The 15,989-nt window shown below is 69.2% G+C and carries 17 protein-coding genes; 3 read left to right on the top strand and 14 right to left on the bottom strand.

The annotated features are described in order from the left end of the window. Positions 1 to 4 precede the first annotated feature (4 nt). The 8 genes from DJ017_RS17240 to DJ017_RS17205 all read right to left on the bottom strand — a co-directional run bounded on the left by DJ017_RS17240 (position 5) and on the right by DJ017_RS17205 (position 6,778). On the bottom strand, positions 5 to 1,177 hold the full coding sequence (locus DJ017_RS17240; RefSeq protein ID WP_111529880.1) for an AAA family ATPase: 1,173 nt from the start codon (positions 1,175 to 1,177) through the stop codon (positions 5 to 7). Positions 1,178 to 1,212: 35 nt separating this feature from the next. Then, a complete protein-coding gene (locus tag DJ017_RS17235; protein ID WP_111529879.1) occupies positions 1,213 to 1,503 on the bottom strand; it encodes a hypothetical protein in 291 nt (96 codons plus the stop codon). Between the two features lie 7 nt (positions 1,504 to 1,510). Continuing rightward, complete coding sequence (locus DJ017_RS17230) at positions 1,511 to 2,920, bottom strand: type II and III secretion system protein family protein (RefSeq protein WP_165830674.1); 1,410 nt, start codon at positions 2,918 to 2,920, stop codon at positions 1,511 to 1,513. 96 nt (positions 2,921 to 3,016) lie between these two features. After that, a complete protein-coding gene (gene cpaB / locus DJ017_RS17225; RefSeq protein WP_165830673.1) occupies positions 3,017 to 3,844 on the bottom strand; it encodes a Flp pilus assembly protein CpaB in 828 nt (275 codons plus the stop codon). 152 nt (positions 3,845 to 3,996) lie between these two features. Then, entirely contained in the window at positions 3,997 to 4,161 is a 165-nt protein-coding gene (locus tag DJ017_RS17220; protein ID WP_227000185.1) for a Flp family type IVb pilin, read from the bottom strand. Positions 4,162 to 4,421: 260 nt separating this feature from the next. Further along, a complete protein-coding gene (locus DJ017_RS17215) occupies positions 4,422 to 4,814 on the bottom strand; it encodes a TadE/TadG family type IV pilus assembly protein (protein ID WP_111529876.1) in 393 nt (130 codons plus the stop codon). Positions 4,815 to 4,817: 3 nt separating this feature from the next. Beyond that, a complete protein-coding gene (locus tag DJ017_RS17210; protein ID WP_111529875.1) occupies positions 4,818 to 5,369 on the bottom strand; it encodes a TadE/TadG family type IV pilus assembly protein in 552 nt (183 codons plus the stop codon). Next, positions 5,366 to 6,778, bottom strand: coding sequence for a TadE/TadG family type IV pilus assembly protein (locus tag DJ017_RS17205; RefSeq protein WP_227000184.1), 1,413 nt, complete (start codon positions 6,776 to 6,778; stop codon positions 5,366 to 5,368). Before DJ017_RS17205 ends, DJ017_RS17210 begins: the two co-directional genes overlap by 4 nt. 284 nt (positions 6,779 to 7,062) lie before the next feature. Between DJ017_RS17205 and DJ017_RS17200 the strand changes: the two genes are divergently transcribed. The 3 genes from DJ017_RS17200 to DJ017_RS17190 all read left to right on the top strand — a co-directional run bounded on the left by DJ017_RS17200 (position 7,063) and on the right by DJ017_RS17190 (position 9,575). Next, the gene (locus DJ017_RS17200; protein WP_111529873.1) at positions 7,063 to 8,097 is read left to right on the top strand and encodes a helix-turn-helix domain-containing protein; all 1,035 of its coding nucleotides are present in this window, start codon (positions 7,063 to 7,065) and stop codon (positions 8,095 to 8,097) included. Continuing rightward, positions 8,094 to 8,774, top strand: a complete 681-nt coding sequence (locus DJ017_RS17195) for a methyltransferase family protein (protein ID WP_111529872.1) — start codon at positions 8,094 to 8,096, stop codon at positions 8,772 to 8,774. Before DJ017_RS17200 ends, DJ017_RS17195 begins: the two co-directional genes overlap by 4 nt. Before the next feature lie 81 nt (positions 8,775 to 8,855). Continuing rightward, the gene (locus DJ017_RS17190; RefSeq protein ID WP_111529871.1) at positions 8,856 to 9,575 is read left to right on the top strand and encodes a Crp/Fnr family transcriptional regulator; all 720 of its coding nucleotides are present in this window, start codon (positions 8,856 to 8,858) and stop codon (positions 9,573 to 9,575) included. A 186-nt stretch (positions 9,576 to 9,761) separates the two neighbouring features. Here the strand turns inward: DJ017_RS17190 and DJ017_RS17185 are convergent, their stop codons facing one another. The 6 genes from DJ017_RS17185 to DJ017_RS17160 all read right to left on the bottom strand — a co-directional run bounded on the left by DJ017_RS17185 (position 9,762) and on the right by DJ017_RS17160 (position 15,680). After that, positions 9,762 to 11,285, bottom strand: coding sequence for a sensor histidine kinase (locus DJ017_RS17185; RefSeq protein WP_111529870.1), 1,524 nt, complete (start codon positions 11,283 to 11,285; stop codon positions 9,762 to 9,764). 127 nt (positions 11,286 to 11,412) lie between these two features. Next, on the bottom strand, positions 11,413 to 11,682 hold the full coding sequence (locus tag DJ017_RS17180) for a hypothetical protein (protein ID WP_111529869.1): 270 nt from the start codon (positions 11,680 to 11,682) through the stop codon (positions 11,413 to 11,415). Further along, positions 11,679 to 12,293 carry a sigma-70 family RNA polymerase sigma factor gene (locus DJ017_RS17175; protein WP_111529868.1) on the bottom strand — a complete coding sequence of 205 codons (615 nt, stop codon included), beginning with the start codon at positions 12,291 to 12,293 and terminating at the stop codon, positions 11,679 to 11,681. Before DJ017_RS17175 ends, DJ017_RS17180 begins: the two co-directional genes overlap by 4 nt. A gap of 122 nt (positions 12,294 to 12,415) precedes the next feature. Further along, positions 12,416 to 13,441 (bottom strand): sensor histidine kinase, encoded by a 1,026-nt coding sequence (locus DJ017_RS17170; protein ID WP_111529867.1) that lies wholly within the window; start codon positions 13,439 to 13,441, stop codon positions 12,416 to 12,418. Between the two features lie 193 nt (positions 13,442 to 13,634). Next, positions 13,635 to 14,516, bottom strand: a complete 882-nt coding sequence (locus tag DJ017_RS17165) for a Crp/Fnr family transcriptional regulator (RefSeq protein WP_111529866.1) — start codon at positions 14,514 to 14,516, stop codon at positions 13,635 to 13,637. 498 nt (positions 14,517 to 15,014) lie between these two features. Continuing rightward, on the bottom strand, positions 15,015 to 15,680 hold the full coding sequence (locus tag DJ017_RS17160) for a helix-turn-helix transcriptional regulator (protein ID WP_111529865.1): 666 nt from the start codon (positions 15,678 to 15,680) through the stop codon (positions 15,015 to 15,017). Positions 15,681 to 15,989 lie beyond the last annotated feature (309 nt).

Genomic DNA, 15,989 nt, shown 5'->3' with positions numbered 1-15,989 from the left:
CGCCTCACCTCGTCGCCACGCCGGCGGTGGCTGCGGGACGCATCGCCCCGGCCAGGCTGTTCACCGACTTCAAGAGCTTGCCCCCGCGCGGAGTGGCGCTGAGTTCGACGCCCTGATTGAGCGCCTCGCGCATCGCGCGCCCCTCGTCCGGGATCACCAGGTCGAAGGCGCGGCCGAGCGCCCGCTCGGCGGCCTTGATCGGCAGCGCCTGCTGCTGCTCGGAGGTGACCGCATTGCACACCAGCGTCAGCGGCGTGCCGTCCAGGTGCTGGTTGCTCAGCATCCGCAGCTGGCGCTTGGTCAGCTGGACGTTGCCGACCGTCAGCCGGGTGACCAGCACCACGCGGTCGGCCATGTGCAGCAGGTGATCGGTCCACGCGGTCCAGTCGGCGGGCAGGTCGATCAGCACCAGGTCCATCTGGTGGCGCAAGGCCGTGACGATGGCCTCGGCACGGCGCGGGTCGAGCATCTCGAGGGGCGCCACCTCGTTCGGCGCCGCCAGGACGCGGGCGCCGCAGCGGTGCGTCGCCAGGCGCTCGATGAAGGCGGTCTCGCCGAGCGAGTCGCCGGCGGCGAGGCAATCGGCGACGTTCAGGGCGTCCGGCAGGTCGAGGTAGAGGGCCGCGGCGCCCCACTGAAGGTCGAGGTCGGCGTAGCAGACCTTCAGCCCGCCCGCGCTGAGCACGGTCAGGGCCTGGACGCCCAGCGAGGTGGCGCCGACTCCACCCCCGGCCTTGAGAAGGGCGACGACCTCGCCGCTCCGCGACGTCGGGGCCGCCCGCTCCGGCCGGCTCGCAAGCGCGCGCTCCAGAGACAGCGCCAGATCGACGTCATTCAGCGGCTCGTGCAGCACGTCGGCCACGCCGCTGGAGAGCAGCATGCGGCTGAGCTTGAGGTTCGGGGCTTCGAGCACCATCACGACGCGACAGGACTCGCCGCAGCGGCCCGATGTCGCCAGGGGCTCGGCGCCCGGCCGCGAGCGAGTGACCAAGACGTCGAGCTGGGGCGCGACCCCATGGGCCTCGATGACCTGCAGGTCAGCGTCGGGGAATTGCGCGGCCAGGGCGTGGAGCTGGTCGGGGCGCAGCCCCAGTTCGCTCGACAGGCCGACCCGCGCCCGCTCGCCGGCGCTCTGCGCCGGCGCCGGACTCCATCGCTTCAGGGAAATGGCCCCCATGTGAAACCCTCCAGGATCTCCGCTTGCGGCCAGGCTCACGGCGTGGGCCCTGCTGTGGGGGCGGCGACCACCCCGATCTTCGATGCGGTGGCCGGCGTCGGCTTGATGACCTTGCCCGTCCGGTAGCGCTCCTGGGCGAGGGCCGCGCGGGCCCCGTCGGAAGGCGGCGGCGGCCCGACGGGCGTGGCGTCGGGATCGGCGATCTGCGCCAGCAGGTCCTCGTGCAGGGCGCGCCCGAAATCCTCCGACAGCGTCGTCCTTGGCGTGGTGCAGGCGCTGAGGCCTGCGGCGCACAGGGCGAGGCCCGCGAGCGCGGTCGCGCGCATGCGAGAGCTAGTAAAGGACATGACCGTGCGGGCCATCGACCCCTCCTTTGCTGGGATCCGCCGACAGCAGCGCGCGGTCCTCGGGTTTCAGGTTGCGGCCGACGCCCTCCTGCCAGCCGAACAGGAAGCGCTCGAGGTCGGAGGGCGGGGTGAAGCGGTCGCTCGGCAGGGCCGCGACGGCGCGCCGGGCGGTGACCAGGTGCGGGGTGACGACGATCACCAGCTCGGTCTGGTCGTGGGTGAAGCCGTTCGAGCGGAACAGCGCGCCGAGCACCGGAACGTCGCCGATGAAGGGGTACTGTCGGATCTCGCTGCGGTAATCGTCCTTCAGCAGGCCGGCGATCGTGAAGGACTCGCCTTCGCGCAGCTCGACGGTGGTGTGGGCCCGCCGCACCTTGATGCCGGGCACCTTGATCAGGCCGAGGTCCACAGACACCGTCGGGTCAATGCTCGACACCTCGGGGTCGACGGAGATGTTGATCATCCCGTCGCGCAGGATCGTCGGGGTGAAGGCCAGGCCGACGCCGAATTGCTTGAACTCGATGGTGATCGTGGGCGTCGAGCCGGCGGCGTTGTTCTGCGCCACCGGGATCGGGAATTCGCCGCCCGCCAGGAAGTTGGCGGTGTCGCCCGACATGGCCATCAGGTTCGGCTCGGCGAGGGTGCGCACCACGCCCTTGTCCTCCAGCGCATCGAGGAGGATCTCGAGGTTGTGGTTGAACAGCAGGGACACCGACCCGAAGCTGTCGATCAGCGCGCCGCCGTTGCGCACCAGGGTGTCGCCGGTGAACACCGAGACCTGCGGGTTGCCGCCGGACAGCGACCGGTTGACGTTCAGGCGCAGGTTCTTGGCGACGCTGCGCTGCATCTCGACGAAGCGCACGGAGAGCATCACCTGCTGGGTGCCTTCGACCCCCAGCATGTTGACGACTTTGGTGGGCGCGTAGGTCTCGGCGAGGGCGAGCGCCTGGCTGAGGGCGGCGGGGCTGCTGACCACGCCGGACAGCACCAGCGACTGGTTGGCCGGCCGCACGCTGATGTCCCGCTCGCGCGGCAGCAGGTCGGCGAGGCGCGCCTTCAGGCCGTCGACGTCGGCCGAGACGACCACGTTCGTGGCCGAGATCAGGCGTTTGCCGGGGCCGTAGAGGCTGAGCGCCGTCGAGCCGGCCGTCTTGCCCACCACATAGACCGAGTGCGCATTGAGCGGCAGCACGTCGGCGATCTTCGGGTCGGCGACCATCACGTCGGTGTAGGTCTCGGGGATCTGCAGGACGCGGGACTTGCCCGCCGGCACGATCAGTTCCGAAACCGGCGCCTGAGCGGCCGACACCGCGGAGCCGTCGACCGTCTGGGCGCGAGCGCCCGACGGCGGAGTGGCTGCGATGAGGGCGCCGAGCACAACGAGCCCGCTACTCATACGCAGACCAGAAAGCATCGAAGCAGCCATGGGGCGTTCCCTTTGCTGGCGGGTTGGAGCGAGCGGTCGCGGCGGCAGGCCGCGCCCGCGGTCGCGTCAATCGAAGGTGGTGTAGGTCGCGACCTCGAGGCCGCGGGTGACGCGGACGTCGTTGCCGGCGGGCCGAGCGGCGTGCGCGATCCGGACCCGCGGCCGCGCCGGACGGGCGTGGTGATCGCCGGGCGCCAGGTCGGCCACGGTCATGGTGCGACGGGAAAGGGGGAGGCCATCGCTCGTTTCGCGCAGCGCCAGCGTCACCGAGCCGACCGCCTGGGCGAGCGAGATCGCCTGCGCCTCTTCGGGGCTGACCTGCAGGGTGACGGCCTTGGCGACCACCGGCTTGTTCGCGTCGCTGGACTGGTCGACGCCGAGCACCAGCACGTTGTCGGCCAGAACCTGGACGATCGAGCTCGCGCTCATGCCCGTGCCGGTCTGGCGCGTGACGAGCACGTCGACGCGATCGCCGGGCAGGACGAAGCCGCCGACGCCCGAGACGTCGCTGGACTTGACGCTCACGGCGCGCATGCCGGGCTGCAAGGCGCTGGCGAGCGTGGCGTGCACGCCGGGGACCGAAACCTTGGAGGCCACGACGGGCTCGTCGAGGCCGATGTCGCGCAGGGCGCTGCGCGAGGCGCCGGCGCCGCCCGGAGCGAGCGCGGCAGGCGTCGAGAAGGCGCCTTGGGGCACGCTCTCGCGCGGATAGCGCACGACCTTGAGCATGCTGGCGTTGAGGGTCGCGCCGCGGGCGATCGGGGCCGCGGCCACGACCACGGGAACCGTGGACTGGGTCGGGCCCGCCTCGGCGGCGGCGTGCGAGACGAGGAAGTTCCTCACCAGGAGGAGGGCGATCAGGCCCAGGAAGATCGCGACGGCGAAGGACGCCATTGACCGGATAGGCATTTGACCCGTCCCCAGTGAGGTTGGCGCCTACAGCGCCGGTTACGTGGGATAGAATTGGTCGAGCGCGGATTTTGTGCTGCCCGGCGAGCCAAGAAAGCGACGGACGCTCTCCCAGCTCGCCAGGACCGCGCCCGTCGTCAGCCGGAAATGGCCGTGCTGGCGGTATCGATCGCGCCGCTGATCGCGGTCTGCAGTCCGCCGAGCGCGGTCACGATGCCGACGCCGATAATGGCCAGGATGAGGGCGTACTCGGCAGCCGCCGCGCCGGACTCGTCCCGAACGAAGGTCATGAACTTCGACATTTTCCGTCTCCTCAGTGTGCTGGCGCGCCCAAATGACGTCGCCGTTGGGTCGGACCGGCACGAGAGGCCGTCCTGATCAGAAGAGGACCAACGGAAAGCGCTATTGTAAACGGAAGTAAAAGAGCATCAACGCATATGTCAAATTCGGAACAAAATCGTCATGGCGGTCGACGCACGGCGAATTACTCGCCGGTTATAGAGTAACGCCGGTACGGAGATATTTATCTGATGTTGGGAATGGCGACGGATTTGTCGCAAGTCTACTGCAGCGGATAGCAGCCCGAGGCCGATATCGAAACGGACGGATTGACCAGCCCGGTGATCACTGTGAACGCGCCGGAGCCGGTCACCGTGTTGCCGCAGCCTGCGGTGCTGTGGGTGAAGCTCGCGCCCATGCTGGGGCCGAAGTAGAGGGTCGGCGCCTGGTCCAGGCAGTTGGTCACCGCGGTTCCGCTTCCGCCGCCGACCGCGATGCAGCGGGCCGTCCGCTGCGCCGCGTAATGCAGATCGTTCACGCCATACAGCAGCATGCCGAGATTGATCGTCGCGAGCGTCAGGACGATGAACACCGGAAACACCAGGGCGAACTCCACGAGGCTGGCGCCCTTGGTGGAGCATGCGAAGCGGACGAGGGAGCGACGCAACCGGTTCATGGCTCAGCCCACTCGATACCAGGCGGTGCGGACCACCGGCGTCGGCAGCAGAGTCGCCACGCTCACGCTCGAGAACACCGGCGTGTAGGCGTAGGTGACCGCGACCTGGACATAGTCGCCCGGCGCCGCGCTGCTGCCATAGGCCGAGCAGTTGAAGGTGTTCGGCTTGACCGGCGGCGAGCCGATCTGGCCCAGCGTGCCGACGAGCTGCAGGTTGTTGTTGCCGTCGACGCAGTAGTAGCCCTCCACGGGGCTCGGGGTCTGCAGGCTCACCGAGGCGCCGAGCGAGGTGCTCTGCACGGCGGAGGTGATCTGGCCCAGGACGCCCGGACAATTGGCCGTGACCGGGGACTGCAAGGGCGTGCAGTAGCTGCGCACCGCCTGCGCGCCCGCTTCCGCCGCCAGTTCCACCTGGACCTTGCGGAAGCTGTAGACCGCCAGGTCGATGACGTTGAGCAGCGGCACGACCAGGATCGAGACGATCAGGGCGAACTCGGCCGCGGCCGCGCCGCGCGAGCCGAACAGGAAGCCGCGGAGGGAGCGGGCGTCGGTCATTGGACCAGCACCACCTGCTGGAGCGTCGAGACCGAGCCCGGATCGAGCCCGGCGCGCGGGCAGTCGATGGTCGGCGTGGCGAAGATCGCCGCGGTGCCGTTGATCTGCACCTGGTAGACGAAGAACGCCAGGCAGGCGAGGCCGGCGGTCGCGTGGTTGATCGCGCCCGACAGGGTGATCGTCGCCTTCGGCGCGTAGATCAGGCCGCTGATGTCGAATTGCGGCGTCGATCCGGACACCGTGAAATCGACGCCCGAGGTCAGCACCGGATCCTGATAGATCGCGACGCCCGACCAGGGGCCGGAGGTGGGGGCGGCGAAGTCCAGCACGCTGCCCTGGGCGCCCTTGGGGAAGTGATCATAGCCGTTGGCCGTGGTGCCGGAGAACACCAGCGTCAGGCTCGCGTTGGTGGCGGTGCGCATCGTGTGGCCGTTGAGATCGAGGTGGCCGTTCTCGATGATCAGGGTGCTGTCGCCGGTGACCGTCACGTCGGACACGAGCTTCACGTCGCCGCACAGCGCCGATCCGCCAGAGAAGCTCATCGTGCCGCCGAGCTGATTGCTGGCGGGCAATGTCACCTTGTTGCCGTCCTTCGGGAACACGCCTCCGCAGTTTTGAACAAGGGTCGAGGGGAGGTTGGCCGAGGCGAGCCCGGCGTAGGGGTCGAGGAGCGGCAGGGTGTTGGCCACCTCCGTCCCGCAGTTGTCGTTGCTTCCGCCGGTGGAGCCCACATAGGTGTAGCTGATCGTGCTGCCGGTCTGGCCGTTGCAGCTCGTGCCGCCGTTCGGGGCGAAGATCGAGCAGCCCGTCAGGTTGAGCTGGGCGCCGCCGTTCACTCGGAACGAATTGCCCGAGCTGCTGAGGGTGGTGATGCAGAACTCGCTCGTCGAGTTGGTGCGTTTGGCCCAGGCCGTCGCATAGATGTTCTGGGCATCGAGCCCGCCCGCGGTGGTCGTGGTGCCGGTGAAACCCAGGACCTTGAGCAGGTACACCGGCACCTTGCGTTGGATGGTCACCACGTAGCAGACGTCGGAGCTGGTGCAGGGCGCCGGCGCCGTGGCGGTGCTCGCCGCGACCGTCGTGTCGTTCGCGCCGTTGACGAAGGTGTAGCGGGCGGCCACGGCCCTGGCCTCCGACACATAGGTCGTGCCGCCGGTGGCGCAGCTCGCGCCCGGCGCACAGGCGTTGACCGCGGCTGCGAGCGCGGCCTGGTCGGCGACGTTCTGCGCGGACCGCTGCAGCATGAACCAGCTGGAGCCTTCCCCCGCCATGCCGAGCGCCGCGACGAGCGGCACAAGCATCAGAGCGAACAGGGGAGCGACGTTGCCGGTGCGGTTTCGCCACAGGCGAACACAGTAGGCTGCGCAGGCGGCGACGCCCGATCGAATAGCTCCGGAAGTCGAATGCATGAGGTGAGGGGACATAGTCTGCTCTTGCGCATGCGAGACCTGCCGAGAGCAGGCCGACGACTACAAAAGCCGAGCTATGGGAAAGTGGGTGCGCGGCGAAAATAAATAGTCTCGTCGAACCGAACCTTCCGGCGCGGGGGCCGATTTGTGGCCGCCGAGAGGAAGATCGTATGCCAGTAGCCGAACCACCCCCCGCATCGAACCCTCCGGCCCGTCCGGAACCCTTCGCATGGCCTGCGCCCGAGGACGCGCTACGTCTCGCGCGCGGCCCGGCCTGCCGGTCCTTGCTGCGCGCGCTGACCTCCGCCGACGAGGCGGACGGATTGGACGACGCGACGGAATTGTCGCCGGTGCTGATGCTCGATGCGTTGCTGGTCATCCTCGACCTGCTTCATCGGTCGCCTTGCGGCGCGCCGGTGAGCGCGCGCACGGTGCTCATGCGCAAGGGCTACCGCCGGTGGGGCAACGAACGACGGGCCTTCGAGCGGCGGGTCAACGCCCAGCTCATCGGCCTGGACGGCCTGGTTCGCCGGCTCGCCGGCGACGGGGAGCCGCTGCTCGCCTTCGCGCCGCGCAACGTTGCGCGCACCGACTTCATGGTCCGGCCCGGCGGAGCCCTCGTGGCCGAACTCGCGGCGCCCGATTGCGTGGAGCTCGGCGCCGCCGTCCTGCGCTTCGACCATCGGAAGAACCGGGGAGCCGACGCGCTCGCCAAGAAGCTGGCCGTGGCGCTCGCCCACAGTCCAGAGAGCGAGGTGCTGCGCGTCCGCGACATCCTGGCCGCCACGGGCGAGTGGAGCCGCTATGACAACGGCGGCCGCTGCGATCGGCTCGCCGCCCGGTTCGAGGCCGCCCTCGGCCTGCTGCGCGCCGCGGGCCTTTGTCGCCTCGAACTCGAGCCGCCCTGCGAGCGTCCCTACGGCTGGTTCCGCACCTGGTGCGGGACCGAGGTGCGGGTGACCTCGTGGCCGCGCCCGGTTCCGCTTCCGCGCACCGACGGGACGCCCAGCCCGCGTGGACGCGCCCTGACGGGCCGCCGCGGCCGGCCGCCGTTCTCGCCGACGGCAGATCAGCGTGCGCTCGTCGCTGCACTCAGCGCCGACGGGTGCAGCCGCACCCTCATCGCCGGACGGGTCGGCGTCAGCCTGCCCACGCTACGGCGCTACTTCGCCGTCGAGCTCGCCGCCGCCGAGCGGCGCGCCGCTGGGCCCCTCGAGGCGCGCGGCCGGTCCGGCGGAGACTTCCTGCAGATCTTCGACGCCCTGCTTCGCAGCGCCCGCGCCGGCGCGGGCGCGGTGCCGGCGGGGTCGCAGCCATGAGCGATCCGGTCTTGGTGCGCGTTCGCCGGGCGACGCGTCCGGGGCGGCCGGGTGAACTCAGCCGCCGCCGTTCCGCCGCGCCGGCCTCCGCGGCCCTGCTCGACGCGATCGAACGCATCGGAGTGCTCGCCGCCTTCGCCCTCTTCTATGCGGCCAACGCGGGCGCCCACCGTCCGCTGAACCTGCTGGTCGTGGCGACCGACGGCTTGACGGTGCTCTTCATCCTCGTGCGCCGGCCAGCCCGGGCCGTCAGTCGCTCGCCGGCGGACTGGATCATCGCGGCGCTCGGCACCCTGTGCACGCTCTTCATGCGGCCCGGCGGGGAGTCCTTGCTCGCGCCCGCCGTCGCCGGCGGCCTCGTGGCCGCCGCCGCGCTGCTCAACATCGCCGCCAAGTTCAGCCTCAACCTGAGCTTCGGGATCGCCCCGGCCAATCGCGGCGTCCAGACCGGCGGCGTGTACGCCTTCGTCCGTCATCCCATGTACCTGGGGTACCTGATCCTCACCGCCGTCTTCGCGCTGATGAACCCCACCGGATTCAACCTGGCCCTGATGGCGGTCGGCGTCGCCGCGCAGTTCGAGCGGATCCGGCGCGAGGAACGGTTCCTGCTCACGGACCCGGACTATCGGCGCTACGCTCAACAGGTCCGCTTCCGCCTGCTGCCCGGGCTCTATTAGGGCGCTTCCCGGGGGACGGAGACGCCGCGCTCATCAGTCTTGGCGGTGTGCGCCCGGGGGCGCGCCGTCATAGTGGGGCGCATGACCGAACGGCTCGTGCGGAAGTTCGCCAACGCCGGGAAGCTGCCCCGGCTCGCCGAGGTCGCCCTGTCCGAGGCGGCGGCCGACCAGCGCGTCCTGGAACCGGACCAACTGATCGTCGCCGAGCGCGACTTTCCGGACTGCGTGCACGTCGTCCTCGAAGGCTTCGCCTGCCGCTACAAGATCCTGGCGGCCAGCGGCCGGCGGCCCATCCTCGACTTCCTCCTGCCGGGCGACCTATGCGACGCCCACCCCGATGTCGGCGCGGCCATGGATCACAGCATCGGGACGCTCACCACCTGCCGGGTCGCCTTCATTCCACGGGAGGCGCTCTGGGATCTCGCACGGCGCTTCCCGGCCATCGCCCGGGCCCTGTCCTGGTCCGCCCTCGTGGAAGAAAGCGTCGCCCGCGAATGGCTGGTGAACATCGCGGCGCGCCCGGCCGACCAGCGGATCGCCCATCTGCTGTGCGAGATCTGCGCGCGGCTGCAGGCTGTCGGGCTCTCCGATCGCGGACGATACCCCCTGCCGATCACCCAGCTGGACCTCGCCGATGCGACGGGCCTGTCCCTGGTCCACGCCAACCGCATGCTCCAGCGGCTGCGGGCGGCGAAGCTGGTCGTCTGGCGCAGCGATGAGTTGACGCTGCCGCAGCCGGCGCAGCTCGCCCGGTACTGCGGGTTCGAGAGCGACTATCTGCATCTGGATGCGCTGACCTGAGGCCAGTAACCCAAGCCCCCGGCCGCGCGGCCGAGGGCTCGGGGCGCCGTGCTGGGGGCTCGATGCTCTCTTGGGGGGAGGGCAATCTCGGCGCACTTCTAAGATCGGCCCTCGCGGCGAATGTTCCGGCGAAACGGCCGCTTCCGGCGACGACCCCCAATCATGGTGATCAGGTTTGGCGAGATGCTAGATGTTGGGGCGCGGCTCCTCCGTGGGCCGGGCAAGCCCTTCGATCTTGCGCCGCACGCTCTCGTGCGAAAGCGGCTCTCGCTCCGGATCGGGCGCATAGAGGGGCGCGGAGATGCAACAGGACAGGCCCGCCGGGTCGAAGTCCAGGTGCGCCTTGCCGCCGATCTCTCCGGTGACGCCGCGCTCGATCAGGCGGGAGCCGAAGCCGCGCCGCTTGGGAGGCGAGACCGGCGGCCCGCCCCGTTCGCGCCACTCGAGCACCAGCCACTCCTCGCCATGCCGATCCTCGACCTCCCAATGGATGCTGACGGTGCCGTGAGCGCCCCGCAGGGCGCCGTACTTCACCGCATTGGTGGCCAGCTCGTGCAGCGCCAGGGAAAAGGCGATGGCCAGTTTCGGGTCCAGAACCACGTGCGGCCCGTCCGCCGTGATGCGGTCGGCGCCCTTGCGTCGGTGCGGCGCGAGCGTGCCGTCGATGAGCCGGTCCAGAGTGGCGCCGGCCCAGCGCTGGTCCACGAGGATGTCGTGGGTCCAGGCCAGCGCCATGAGGCGATCCTCGAAATTCTCCAGCTCGGCGCTGCGCGCGTTGCCGAAGCTTTGGCGCGCGAGCGACTGGACCACCGCCAGCATGTTCTTCACGCGGTGATTGAGCTCGCCGACGACGAGCTGCAGGTGCGTCTTCGCCTGGTTGAGCTCGGCGGTCTCGTGGCGCAGCGCCGCCTCTGCGGCCTTGCGGCTGGTGATGTCGCTGGTGACGCCGGTCAGTCGCCTGGGGACGCCGCTGGCGTCGCGGTCGCTGGCGGTCGCGTGGCTCTCCACCCAGTGGCGACGCCCGTCCGCCCCGATCACCCGGAATTCGTAAACGCTCTCGTCTTCGGTGGCGAGGCGTGCGAGGCCGGCGTTGACGGTGTCGATATCCTCCGGATCCACGAAGTTGATCCAGTCGCGCAGCTTCTCGTGCTCGGTCCATTGACGGGGCAGGCCGATCAGGGCGCGCGCCGCAGCGAGGTCCAACCAGCGCAGCGCTTCTCCCGCCCGCCATTCCCAGCTCGCGGCGCGGGCGGCCCGATGGGCCAGCCGAAGACTCTCGTTGGCGAGACGGAGCCTGTGCTCCTTGCGCCTCAACCCCAGCGTCGCCTGCGCTTCCTGGGTCGCATCGCGAAGGAAGAAGGCCAGGGATCCCCTTCCCACCGGCAGCACGCGCACCCGCAGGAAGCAGCCGGCAGCCCCGGGGCGCGGCATGACGAACTCACGCTCGCGCCCCTGATCCAGCGCCGCGGCCAGCATCCGCGCGGAGCGTCGATCGGGCAGCTCGGCCAGCACGTCCTGGATCGGTCGGCGGATGACCTGGCCGCGAGGCCGCGCCAGATAGTCCGCGGCGGCCTCGTTGCAGAAGATCACCCGGCCGTCGCGGCGGCAGGCGAACAGGCCCTGGATGTGGCTGCTCTGGACGATGGCCCGGCCGATCTGCGCGGCGAGGACCTTGTCTTGTTCGGCCGTGATCCAGGCTCGAAAGAACATGAAGCGCCCGACCGGTTCAGGTCGACCATCTCAGAGCGTCCGGGCCAGACGAACAGCTTAGCCCCAGCCTGTCCTTAATCGGGCGAGGGGCGCTGCTGTTCGCCCCTTGAGGATCGTTTTCTTTCGCTCAATCCAGGTCGCCAAGCGCGGCGGGCCCGACCTCGGCGGACGCGCCCTCGCGCCCCGTCCGAGGGGGCTTGCGGCCGAGCCGTTCCTCACTGCTCGCGAGGGCCAGCCAGCGCTCGGCGCAGGCTCGTTGCCTGGCCTGCACCGAGTCCAGATCGGCCACCTCCGCCAAGGCCAGGGCGGCGGCGGCAAGGTCGCGGTAGCGGGCGGCCTTCGCCTCGTGGGAGGTGTCCGTCGCCGCGACCTTCGTCCCAGCGGGCGGCAGGGTCATGCGTGCCGCTCCAGATGACGCTCCATCCTCGCCGGGCGGGGATCGTCGTGATCATCGAGCGCGTCCAGCAGGCTCTGCCGGGCGCGGGCGATGCGGCTCTTCACCGTGCCGACCGCGCAGCCCCAGATCTCAGCGAGTTCCTCGTAGCTGTTCCCGGCGGCGACGAGCACCAGCGCATCCCGGGATTTCGGCGTCAGCGTCTGCAGGGCGCGCAGCGTCTGGTCGCACTGCAGCCGCAGCTCCGGATCGCCCGGCGCCACCAGGGTGGCGGCCAGCTCGCCGTCGTAGTCCTGGACGGGCCGCGGTCGCCCGGCGCGCGTCAGGAACTCGTTGCGCAGGATCCTGAAGAGCCACGCTTTGAGGTTCGTGTTCGGCTGGAAGGTGTGCCGATACCGCCAGGCTCGCAGGAGCGTGTCCTGCACCAGGTCATCCGCCTCGTCGATCGACCCGAGAAGCAGAGCCGCGTAGGCCCTTAGCTTCGGGGTGAAGACGTGCAGATTCTCCAGCAATGTCACACTTAGGGTCTTTTCAAGAGGCGGGCCCTGCTCAGACTGAGCCCCAGCACAGTTCTGTTGGCCGGCTTGCTTGCCGGTTTCTCCGGTCAGCCCCATTTGAATTCTCCGGTTCCCAGTCACGGACCGTAAGGACCCGTCGGGAGGCGTGCGTTATACTGTTATATAAATTTTCACATAGGTTGGTCGGGTGGGCCCGATGCGAACGCCGGCGGCGCCCGTCAGGCGGTGAGCTCGAGGCCGCGCGACGGTCCCAGGGGGATCGGCGCGCCGGCGAGCGGAAAGCGGATCTCGTGACGGGTGCCGCCCGGTCCGGTCTGTCGGCTCAGATCCCCGCGCAGCTGCCGGGCGAAGGCGACGACATAGCGTGACCCAAGCCCACTGCGGGCTTCGGCCGGGATGCCGCGGCCATTGTCCGAGACCTCCAGCACGATGTCCGGACCTTCGCGGCGCAGGCCGAGCCGGATCTGTCCGCACCCTTCGGGGAAGGCATGCTTGATGGCGTTGGTGGCCAGTTCATTGACCATCAGCCCCACCGCCTCGACCTGCTCGGGCGCCAGCCAGACGGGTTCGGCCTCCACCGAGATCGCGATGCAGGACGTCTCGCCGAGCAGGGCCCGGCGCAACGCCTCGGCCAGGCCATCGAGGAGGCGGTCGCCTTCGAGAGTCGCGCAGTTCCCGCTGCGGGAAAGAAGGTCATAGAGGGTGCTGACGGCGACGATGCGCGAGCCGATCGCCGCATAGGAGGCTCGGCTCGGGCCGCCGACGCGGCGCTGCTCTGCCGCGACGAACGCGGCGATGATCTGCAGCGAGTTCTTCACCCGATGACCGAGTTCGGCGTCGCGGTGCGGCTCGAGCGGGTCCGCCGCGCCGGCGTCCTCGAACACCAGCAGATAGGCTTCCCTGCGGCCGCCGCTGATCCGCCGGGCGGTGCAGTGCAAGGTCCGGCTGCGCGCCCGACCCGGGGCGGCGAGCTGCAGCCAGGTTTCGGACTGGCCCTTCGCCTTGACCTCGGCGAGCAGGCCGGAAAGGTCGGCGTCGCCTTCGAACAGCCGGCCCAGGCGGTCCATCGCAAGGCCGGCGAGCGCGGCCGGAGCCTGGCTGGTCATCGCCCGAAACGCTGCGTTCGCCCGGGCGACGCGGCCCTGGGAATCCAGCACGAGAACCGCGCACCCGAGGCTTTCGATCACCAGGTTGGCGGATGCCTCGTCCAGGCCTGCCGCATGGTTTCGCTTGACGCGCACCATTGTCGTTTCTCCCCAGCCAAGGAGCCTGCGGGACGAGTTCCGCGGGCTTCCAGATGGGGCAAGTTTTGCGGCTTAACCACAACGGCTCATTATACTGGTATAGTAATCCGCGCCGAAGCCGTCAGTTTTGGTTGTGGCAATTTCGCAAGCATGACCATTCGCGCCGCGGCGCCCGGTTGTCGGGCGGCCGACGTCAGTCGGGATGGATCGCTTGTTCTATCCGGTCGAAGTACTTGGCCGTCTCCGACGAGGCGCCTTCCAGATGGAGGTAGTCGCTGTTGAACTCGCCCACTTCCTGAAGCGCGTCGAGATCAAGCACGGTCAGCAGTCGATGTGACAGGTTGATGATCCCGCTGTCGCGCAGGCTCATCAGAATGCGGTTCACGTGCGCGGGCGTGAGGCCGATGGAGTCGGCCAGCTCGAGCTGAGTGATCGGCAGGGTCAGGGTCTGGCCCTGGGTCAGGCCGACGGAGTGATGGCGCCACCACAGTTCGCAGAGCAGATAGGCGACGCGCCCGCGGGCCCGACGTCGGCCGAGCGCAACGATGCGCTCGCGCAGGATCGCCTTGTCCTGGAGTGAATTCCACCAGAGGGCGGCGGCGATCCGCGGATGCTGGAAGAAGGTGTCCACCATCTTGTCGCGCGGGATGGTGGCGAGCTTCAGCCGCGTCAGCGCCGCGATCGAGTGGTCCATCGATTTGGTCAGGAACACGTGGACGTCCGAGATGTCGCCGGGCAGCAGGAAGGCGATGATCTGCCGGCGGCCGTCCTGCATGTTGCGGTAGGCGCAGGCCAGCCCCTCGGTGACCACGAAGGCCGATCGCGGCGTCTCGCCCTCGATCACCACGTCGCTGTCGGGGCGGTAGGTCTCGGTGTGATCGCACAGCGAATTCAGCACTTCGATGTCCGCTCCGGAGAAGGGGATGAAGTTGCTCAATTTGCGCACGAGGCGGCTCTGCTGCGGCAGCGGGTCCATGGCGATATGGGTGCGCATCATGTTCATCGGCGCGGCGTCATTCAGCGCGCGCCGGCGCGACTGGGCGGCGAACCGGACAACCCGGCGTGGCGTCGCCATGGCCGCAAGAAGAGCCCATCGCGGGCGTTTGGCGTCGATCGTCTCCTGCGTACATCAGCTCGCCCTGTGTCAGGTCTCACCTAATCGCGGATCGGCACTGTCTAGACCTCGCCGCAATCAACCCCGAAAGTGAGGACGCCGACCGTGATGTTTGGCGGCTTTCCCTCAAGGTCAACGTCGGCGTTACCCAAGTTGGGTAAAGCTGAGGCGAAAATGTAAGGTGAAGCTTGGGGTTCCGTTTCTCACCAATATTGGGGTGCAGGCTTACCGTCGACTTCGGAATATTGCTAAATGATTTGGATGTGCAATCGCGTGGGTTGCATACCAGTATATCGAAAAAAAGCCTGCGAGGCGTCGCTTTGCGTCCAGGAATTCGCCTCTAGGGCGTCATACCGAAATTAGGAGAAATGGCAGAATAGGCGGTTTGTCGACCTGAACGCCTACCTCCGATTGAGGAAAGGCGCCGATCAAGCGGGGCCCTTGGCCCGGCAGGACTGCTCAGGAGACGAGCTGCGTCGCGAGGCGGATGGCGTTGGCCAGGCCGCGGACGTTCAACTTTGCGTAGATAGCCCGCAGGTGCGAGCGGACGGTGTGTTCCGAAACGTCGAGCTGCTGGGCGATCTCCTTCGGGCAGGAGCCGGTGCAGAGCGCCTGCAGCACCCGCGCCTCGCCGCGGGTCAGCTCGAAGGCGTCGGCCAGGGCCGCGAAGGCTTGCGGCTGCAGGTCCTCGTCGGTGGCGAACAGCAGCAGCAGGGTCGGCAGGTGGGGGGAGCTGTGCAGCTCGGCCGAGCGCCAGGCCCCATCCATGCGGCGAAGGATGAGCTTCTGGCGCGGATGCTGGCGAGACAGGGCGATCGCCCGTTCCAGGCGACGATTGCTGCTCGCGGCGCCGAACCGCAGGCGCCCGCCGCTCAGGCCGATCGAGCGGTTGGCGATCAGGAGTTGGCCCGCGGCGTTGGCGGCGCGGACCTGGCCCTCCGTGTCGATCTCGAAGCGGGGTCCGGGGTGGAAGCGGTCCCAGCCCGTCTCGCCGGGCGGCATGTCCAGCTCATCGAGGCGCTCGCCGAAGGCGTCGCCAGGGGCGAGACGTCGCTCCATGCCCATGGACGACGGGCCGAGTTGACCCGGCCCATTGGGGGCGGCGGCTCTGCTCAGCGGCTCCATGGCGATCTCCCTGCCAAGAAGGAGGCCGGCGACACGCTGCGGGCCTCAGGCCGTCGGCGAAACACCGCCGACCCAAGCAGATCAAATCGGCGGTTCTGCAAAATGTTCGGCGCGGGCATTGGCGGCGCGTCGCGCAGGTCCCTCGGTCGGGCCGCCGATCGGACCACCGACCGGGCCGGGGCCCTGCCGTCGCGGCGCGCCGGCTAGTCACTTGCATTACAATACGCACTGTGACACCTCTCGCAGCGGCGGGGCCAGCCACGATGTGGCGGCCGGCGAACGTCGAGCGGAGGGATCTGAAGTGCGTCC

Source organism: Phenylobacterium soli (assembly GCF_003254475.1).
Lineage (GTDB): Bacteria > Pseudomonadota > Alphaproteobacteria > Caulobacterales > Caulobacteraceae > Phenylobacterium > Phenylobacterium soli.
This window is presented reverse-complemented; position numbering and strand designations above follow the sequence as displayed.

Excerpts from the sequence above, each read along its gene's own strand:
- DJ017_RS17240 (WP_111529880.1), bottom strand. The coding sequence starts at position 1,177 with ATGGGGGCCATTTCCCTGAAGCGATGGAGTCCGGCGCCGGCGCAGAGC.
- DJ017_RS17235 (WP_111529879.1), bottom strand. The coding sequence starts at position 1,503 with ATGCGCGCGACCGCGCTCGCGGGCCTCGCCCTGTGCGCCGCAGGCCTC.
- DJ017_RS17230 (WP_165830674.1), bottom strand. The coding sequence starts at position 2,920 with ATGAGTAGCGGGCTCGTTGTGCTCGGCGCCCTCATCGCAGCCACTCCG.
- cpaB (WP_165830673.1), bottom strand. The coding sequence starts at position 3,844 with ATGGCGTCCTTCGCCGTCGCGATCTTCCTGGGCCTGATCGCCCTCCTC.
- DJ017_RS17220 (WP_227000185.1), bottom strand. The coding sequence starts at position 4,161 with ATGTCGAAGTTCATGACCTTCGTTCGGGACGAGTCCGGCGCGGCGGCT.
- DJ017_RS17215 (WP_111529876.1), bottom strand. The coding sequence starts at position 4,814 with ATGAACCGGTTGCGTCGCTCCCTCGTCCGCTTCGCATGCTCCACCAAG.
- DJ017_RS17210 (WP_111529875.1), bottom strand. The coding sequence starts at position 5,369 with ATGACCGACGCCCGCTCCCTCCGCGGCTTCCTGTTCGGCTCGCGCGGC.
- DJ017_RS17205 (WP_227000184.1), bottom strand. The coding sequence starts at position 6,778 with ATGCATTCGACTTCCGGAGCTATTCGATCGGGCGTCGCCGCCTGCGCA.
- DJ017_RS17195 (WP_111529872.1), top strand. The coding sequence starts at position 8,094 with ATGAGCGATCCGGTCTTGGTGCGCGTTCGCCGGGCGACGCGTCCGGGG.
- DJ017_RS17190 (WP_111529871.1), top strand. The coding sequence starts at position 8,856 with ATGACCGAACGGCTCGTGCGGAAGTTCGCCAACGCCGGGAAGCTGCCC.
- DJ017_RS17185 (WP_111529870.1), bottom strand. The coding sequence starts at position 11,285 with ATGTTCTTTCGAGCCTGGATCACGGCCGAACAAGACAAGGTCCTCGCC.
- DJ017_RS17180 (WP_111529869.1), bottom strand. The coding sequence starts at position 11,682 with ATGACCCTGCCGCCCGCTGGGACGAAGGTCGCGGCGACGGACACCTCC.
- DJ017_RS17175 (WP_111529868.1), bottom strand. The coding sequence starts at position 12,293 with ATGGGGCTGACCGGAGAAACCGGCAAGCAAGCCGGCCAACAGAACTGT.
- DJ017_RS17170 (WP_111529867.1), bottom strand. The coding sequence starts at position 13,441 with ATGGTGCGCGTCAAGCGAAACCATGCGGCAGGCCTGGACGAGGCATCC.
- DJ017_RS17165 (WP_111529866.1), bottom strand. The coding sequence starts at position 14,516 with ATGGCGACGCCACGCCGGGTTGTCCGGTTCGCCGCCCAGTCGCGCCGG.
- DJ017_RS17160 (WP_111529865.1), bottom strand. The coding sequence starts at position 15,680 with ATGGAGCCGCTGAGCAGAGCCGCCGCCCCCAATGGGCCGGGTCAACTC.